The sequence below is a fragment of the Lentibacillus sp. L22 genome (assembly GCF_040812445.1).
In the GTDB taxonomy this organism is placed as follows: Bacteria; Bacillota; Bacilli; order Bacillales; family Amphibacillaceae; genus Lentibacillus_C; species Lentibacillus_C daqui.
Map to the genome: position 1 here is coordinate 1 of NZ_JBFNXI010000075.1, position 6,941 is coordinate 6,941.

At 34.1% G+C, this 6,941-nt stretch carries 4 protein-coding genes and 2 pseudogenes; 5 read left to right on the top strand and 1 reads right to left on the bottom strand.

The window, feature by feature from the left end; translation table 11 throughout:
• From ABRT01_RS17775 to ABRT01_RS17795, 5 genes and pseudogenes are all read left to right on the top strand, one after another.
• A pseudogene (locus ABRT01_RS17775) lies at window positions 1-232 on the top strand (hypothetical protein); the annotation flags it as partial.
• 73 nt (window positions 233-305) lie between these two features.
• Window positions 306-938, top strand: a complete 633-nt coding sequence (locus tag ABRT01_RS17780; protein WP_367749060.1) for a type 1 glutamine amidotransferase family protein — start codon at window positions 306-308, stop codon at window positions 936-938.
• A 1,031-nt stretch (window positions 939-1,969) separates the two neighbouring features.
• The gene (locus ABRT01_RS17785; RefSeq protein ID WP_367749063.1) at window positions 1,970-2,764 is read left to right on the top strand and encodes an SDR family NAD(P)-dependent oxidoreductase; all 795 of its coding nucleotides are present in this window, start codon (window positions 1,970-1,972) and stop codon (window positions 2,762-2,764) included.
• Between the two features lie 1,307 nt (window positions 2,765-4,071).
• Window positions 4,072-4,497: a GNAT family N-acetyltransferase gene (locus ABRT01_RS17790; protein WP_367749068.1), complete on the top strand. Its 426-nt coding sequence runs from the start codon at window positions 4,072-4,074 to the stop codon at window positions 4,495-4,497.
• Window positions 4,498-4,696: 199 nt separating this feature from the next.
• A pseudogene (locus ABRT01_RS17795) lies at window positions 4,697-4,865 on the top strand (heteromeric transposase endonuclease subunit TnsA); the annotation flags it as partial.
• A gap of 308 nt (window positions 4,866-5,173) precedes the next feature.
• Here the strand turns inward: ABRT01_RS17795 and ABRT01_RS17800 are convergent.
• Complete coding sequence (locus tag ABRT01_RS17800) at window positions 5,174-6,406, bottom strand: dicarboxylate/amino acid:cation symporter (RefSeq protein WP_367749065.1); 1,233 nt, start codon at window positions 6,404-6,406, stop codon at window positions 5,174-5,176.
• Window positions 6,407-6,941 lie beyond the last annotated feature (535 nt).

Sequence of the window (6,941 nt, forward strand, 5' to 3'; positions counted from 1 at the left end):
TCAGAAAACAAATCCCAATTCCGAGGATACTCTATTAATTTACACAAACTTATTGACAGTACCACGGACTTCAAATCAAGCAGTATTTTTTCTTGAAAAAGATATGTTGTATACATATGTACCTTATTTACTGTTGCCGTATGGTAAATCTATTCAAATTGTTGAACCAATAAGTCTTAAGAAAAGACTTACTGAAGTTTTGTCGGATCTAATAAAATTTCATCAAATATGATAACTTCCCTGACGCTAGTTGTCAGGGAAGTTATCATATAATAGGCTTATCATTGTGATGGGAGTGTTATTAGATGCAAACAAAAAAGGTTTATCTTTATGTATTTGATACAATGTCAGACTGGGAATATGGGTATTTAACTGCTGAACTAAATTCAGGAAGATATTTCAAAAAGGATTTAGCGCCTTTCAAAGTAGTTACAGTAGGAGCTGATAAAGAAATCATTACATCGATGGGAGGATTGAGCATAAAACCAGATATTTCTCTTAATGCTTGCACTTTTGGGAGTAAAGATCTCTTAGTTTTACCTGGAGGGAATACTTGGGGAGAAGATATTCATCAACCTATCTTGAAAAAGATTGGCGAAGCATTAAAGCTTGGGACTATTGTTGCTGCAATTTGTGGTGCAACGGAGGGGCTAGCGAATTTTGGGTACCTAGATTCTAGAAAGCACACAAGCAATGACTTAGAGTATCTTAAAATGGTCTGTCCTAATTATAAAGGAGAGAAATTTTACAATATGAGTCCTGCAGTATCTGGTGAGAATCTAGTTACTGCATCCGGAGTAGCTCCTCTGGAATTTACGATGGAAGTACTGAAAAAGTTGGATGTATTTGCGCCAGATACATTGCATTCATGGTATAATCTAAATAAGACTCATAAACCTGAATACTTCTTTCAGTTAATGAATTCAATAAACGGATGAGCTAAAATTCAACTTAGCAGATTATTAGTTTAAAAAATTACCATGCTTTAGACGATGTCAAAGCATGGTTTTTGTATATTAGTTAAAAATGTTTGGGAAGTAAAAACTTAGAAAGCACAACGTCCAGACTTTTTAATCTTATTGAACAACGTTAGGCTTTTTTCTTTGATAATAATGATGGAACGATCTTCAGGAATTAGGCAAATAAAGTCCTTTAATTTAACCAAGTAAACCGTGAAATTATCTTCCACATTGTTGAACAACCCATCAATTTAAACGACTTTATTGTAAAACTATGGGCTGTTATTCAGCAATCACACCAAAAATTAAATAACTTTATTTTTACACCGTCCACATTTTCGGACGGTGTAATGCGTATTTTCAGATTTAAAAACAAACAACTTTATTGTCATTCCACAGTTGCTGTTGTGGGTTTGAAATTAGGTTTAACCGTTTGTAAAAAAATTCGACCGTTTATAAAAAAGATTAACTGTTTATAAAAAAGTTGCACCGTTTAACCCCTTTGGATATGATTGTCTAAATACGCTTTTGCCTATCCGATAATTATTTTTGGTTGGTTAATTATTACTCTAACAGATGAATATATAAATCCCTTTTCTTTAGGGGGCTATAAAATAGCTATGTTGATTCTATTGACTGGTACAAATATTATTCATGCGGTTATTTTATTTAGTTTAAAAAAGCTAACTTGATTCTTCACCAATCGGGCGTACTTATTAAATAAGGAACCGCGTCTATTCAGCATAAGGGCCGGAATTAATGAGTGGCTTTCTAATGAGTAGGTGCAAATAACAAAAACATTAACACCACTCAGGTAAATAGGATTTTTAGGGTGCTTTTTACAGAAGCTGCCTGTATGAACGGTAGCTTCTATACCTAAACGAATAAAAGTGAATTTTTTAACATTATATTAAAAAAGGAGAACCTAATAATAACTACAAAAGAATAGGAACTTTTTTTATATTAACTTTTTATAATTATAATGGGTAAATTAGGAGGAGAAATGTATTATGGATATGGGGTTAAACAATAAAACGGCTTTAGTTACAGGATCAACGAAAGGTATAGGTAAAGCAATTGCTATTGAACTTGCCAAAGAAGGTGTCAATGTACTAATTAATGGACGAAATTATGAAGAGGTAGAACGAATTGTAAATGAAATTAAATCGGATTTTCCAGCTACCTCTCCTCAAAATGCTACTGCCGATATTGTCGATATGAGGCAAAGAGAAGCTTTATTTAAAAAATACCCCACTATTGATATTTTAGTTAACAATATGGGTATTTATGAAATTATGCAATATGAGGAAATTGACGATGAAGTATGGGAAAAATACTTCCGTACTAATGTTCTTGCTGCAAATGGATTATCTAAATTTTATTTACCTAAAATGTTAAAAAATGATTATGGTCGCATTATCTTTATTGCGAGTGAAGAAGCAATTATGCCTTCAGGACAAATGCCTCAGTATTGTATGACAAAATCAATGCTATTATCATTGTCAAAAAGCTTATCTAAATTAACAATAGGAAGAGAAGTTACAGTTAATACGATCATGCCAGGACCAACACTCTCTGAAAATGTGCATCAAATAATTGAGGGTATATACCCTAATGATGATATGACTTTTTCAGAAAAAGAGAAAGAATTTATGACTACAAACCTACCTCAATCTGAAATACAGCGATTTATCAAGCCAATTGAAATAGGTAGACTAACTACATTTGTATGTAGTCCTCATGCATCCGCATTTAAAGGTTCTCCAATCCGTATGGATGGGGGGATGGTACCGACTATTTTTTAACATTTTTCTATTTCCTTTTCTTAATTCTACGATCGGGCCAAATTGCTGGTGCGAAACGTTCCTGATTCAAATGAAATGTGGTCACATAATTTCGATAGAGGTCAGGCAGTTTCAATTATCTTGTAACTGAAGGGTTATGTCGAGGAGTCAAATCAGGAGGTAACGCTCTGAAAGGTTCTCCCTGCGTCGAATAGCACACTGTTTAGTAAGAAGTTGTGTGTTATAAGCTCGGTTAATAGGTGCGAGAATTCAACGTTGTAAGCTGATAACGTGGAGAGCTTACTCTTGAAGAAGTTTTGGAAAGGAAAACTATCGTGAAAATAGCGACTGTATAACTTTTCTTCATATCAGTGAAAGTGGTGGCACAGTACCGTTGGAGCGTGTAACGAACGTGGAGGGATAGCCACTAGGCTAATGAAGAATCATTTAAGCATGTACGGCAAGTCTTTATCGGTTAATAAGGTTCTTGTAAGACTAATAGAGGTTCACCTCCCATGGGAGGCACCGACTTATTGAAACGGGAGATGTGAGGCACACAAAGTGCTAATTGATTAAATAGAATTGGATTAGTTGGAACGCCGTATGCTGGGAAACTGGCACGTACGGTGTGGAGTGGGAGAAAAGCTGGCGATAACTTCAAAAGCTTACCTATCACTATAACAACATACGTAGAAAATGATCAAATTTTTTTATAAAAATCAAGCCATACTTCATAAAGGAAGAATCCATTTTGATCATTCTTTTTTCCAAAATGGATTCTTCCTGTTTACAGTAAGATAAGGAATTGTGAGGCATTTTTGGTTAAACTTTATTTTAAAGCTACAGAAGATTGTGGTTTTGAAATAAAGTTGCGACGTTTATAAAAAAGTTGCACCGTTTTACCCCTTTGGATATACATTGTCCAAAGGGTGATTTTAAGCTAAAATAACATAACGATATTCCATGAACAGGCCAGATTGTAGCATTAGGTTAATGATTTTAGTGGGGGTGAAATAGTGAAGTTTTTTGATTGGAAAATTGAAATGCCAAACGTTCTGAAACCATATATCGATACTGAAAATAAAAAATGGCTATTCTTACAGCTGAAGATGATGAAATCCATATAGCTTTAGAGTTTGATGAGAACAACAAATTAGTTATGCATCCGCGTTGGAATAAAAACATTGTTATCTTAGGGAATAAACATTTAAAATTCACTACAAATTCCTAAAAGGTTTTTAAAGAATAGGGCGCATTAATCGAACAACCATGTTCGTCAATCAGACCATTTAATGGAATAAGGGAAGGATGATGATTCTTTGGATTTTGTGAATATTGAAGGTTTTCCTGAGTCAAAATTACTAAATCAAATTTTAAGTTTACACGAAATCATTTTTGGAGACTCTGAGACGCTGGTTAAAAAAGCGCAAAGCAAACCAAAGTTATTGTTTACAGTGGGATTGGAAAAAGACGTAGTTGTAGGGTATAAGATTGGTTATGAACTTGAATCTGATAGCTTTTATAGCTGGCTTGGAGGCGTTGATGAAAACCATAGAAATAAAGGTGTCGCCTCAAAGTTGATGAACCAACAACATTCGTACTTACAAGAAAAAGGTTATAAGACCATTCAAACCAAGACAAAAAACAAATGGCGCAATATGCTTATTTTGAATATAAAAAATGGTTTTGATGTAATTGGAACATATATAGATAACAGCGGTGAACCAAAAATAGTTCTTGAAAAAAGTTTGTGAAAATATACCACAAACTGGTGCGATTATTGAATAACGCAAACAGAAAATGATCAAACCTTTTTACAAAAATTCACCGGAACGAATATGTTGAGAGCCTGTTTTGATCAATCTTTATTCCAAACCTACAGAAGATTGTGGCTTTGAAAAAAAGTCGTACCGTTTAGCCCCTTTGGATATGATTATCTAAAGGGGTGTTTTTGTGTCAAAAAGAAAAAGAACATCTAAAGTTGATTAAAGAAGGCCGAGGAACTGGAACCGGTGTAAGCTATCAGCCATGGTTAAAGATTCAAGATATTTCCTCATTAGGCAGGTCTACAAGACTAGGTATAAAAACTGGCAGACAACATGAATTCTTGTCGGACTTGGAATGAAACTACTTCCACATGACTGAATTTTCCGACGTAATATTAGACGTTCGCGAGCAATGGCTAGGACTTTATTGAAAAAGCTTTTATAGTCTGAAGTATTTTATCTGATTCAGACTCTTACAATTTTTACTTCTGGTAAATCTAAGAGTTCATTGATATACTGATAGGGCATCTGTCTTACCTCATTTTCTTTTTAGTGTCGTAACTTAAAGAATAACAGGTAGGCAGATGTTTTTCATTTATTTAACGGTATTACCATATTTATCTATTAATATCAACCATTGATTTTGGTGTTGACCCTTAATAAATTATGCTTTTTTCTCTTTTCGTTTTTCTCGTTCAGACAAAATATATGCACATGCCGCATCTCCAGAAATATTTAGAGAGGTTCTCAACATATCTAGTATACGGTCAATACCAATAATTAACGCAATCCCTTCAACAGGTAAACCAACTTGTTTTAGAACCATTGCCAGCATGATTAATCCGACACCTGGTACACCAGCTGTACCGATACTTGCTAAAGTAGCAACAAGGACAACCATTAAAAGATCTACCATCGTAAGCGGTAAATCATATACCTGTGAAATAAATACAGTCGCAACTGCCTGCATAATTGCTGTACCATCCATATTAATGGTTGCTCCCAGCGGCTGCACAAAGCTGCTGATTTCCTTCTTCACGCCGAGATTTTCCTGCGCTGTTTTCATCGCTACAGGAAGCGTCGCATTGGAGCTGGATGTACTAAATCCTACTGTCATGGCAGGGAAAAATCCTTTAAAGAATTTAATTGGATTTCCGCGTCCCAAAAGCCAAATTGCGAGTGAATAAATGATTAAAGCATGGAGAATTAATCCTGCAATAACAGTTAACATATAGCTCAACATAGAACCAATTGCATCTAATCCAGCACCGCCAATTGCTGATGCAATTAATGCAAATGCACCATACGGAGCAAATCGCATAATTAACATAATAAGCCAATTTAGAATTTCGTTTGCTTGTTCAAATAAATTAAATATTCCTTTTGTTTTATCATTTAAATAAGCTAATGCAATACCAATAAATACGGCAAAAGCAATAATTTGCAACATCTCTCCAGATGACATTGCCGCTATTGGATTCTCTGGAATAATATTTATAATGGTTTCCATAATTGGTGGTGCTTTACCCGGGTCATATCCATCAAGATTGGATGTATCAAATATACCTGCTGTTCCTGGCTTAATAAGGTAAGCTAATGCTAAGCCTAATGTAATGGCAATCGCAGTAGTTGTTAAGAAAAAGGTAACGGTGAAAACACCAATTTTCCCTAGTTTTGCCGGTTCACCAAGACCTGCTGTCCCTAAAACAATAGATACAAATACTAGTGGAACAACTAACATCATAATAAGATTTATAAATATTTGACCAACTGGGTCCAATACATATTTATCGAGAGGACCAAAAAAACTTTCAGGAGCAAATGTTAAAGCCATACCAACAATTGCACCAGCAATTAAAGCAATTAATATTCTTCTCGTTAATTTTTTAGAATCCATATACCTTCTTCCTTTCACTATGTTTGTGGGTCTAAAAAATATCCATCTGAAAAATAAAAATTTATAGAGGTTTTTCTTCGCTAATATTTTCACCTTGCCTTAGGCTAATCAGTCTTAACTCTTAATAAATTCTTAATTTCCATTGGATATAAAACATAGGTTTATTAGATTTGTCTTTCTTTAGCAGGTAATAAAGTATAAACTTTCTTACTGTATAAGTACAACTAAGGTTATCACTTAAAGGCTTAGTGACAACTAAATTCTCTAGTAGTTGAGGCGACTACATTTTACAGGGTTTATTTCTGAGTTGTAGAGTGAGCAAATAAATTTTACCATAAATGTTAGGTATTTGAATAGTCTTTTAAAAAAATACATTATATTCCATAATCCTTAAAGATTTTACAGACTATACCCTGATTTTTATTTATTAAAACACTGCTTCTATAAAACAAATAAAAAAGGGGGCTGTTGAGGCTGGGACAAAACTCCAGTAAATAAAAATTAAGGCGTAGGAGCTTACACTAAAAAAAGTGTA

Excerpts from the sequence above, each read along its gene's own strand:
- ABRT01_RS17780 (WP_367749060.1), top strand. The coding sequence starts at position 306 with ATGCAAACAAAAAAGGTTTATCTTTATGTATTTGATACAATGTCAGAC.
- ABRT01_RS17785 (WP_367749063.1), top strand. The coding sequence starts at position 1,970 with ATGGATATGGGGTTAAACAATAAAACGGCTTTAGTTACAGGATCAACG.
- ABRT01_RS17800 (WP_367749065.1), bottom strand. The coding sequence starts at position 6,406 with ATGGATTCTAAAAAATTAACGAGAAGAATATTAATTGCTTTAATTGCT.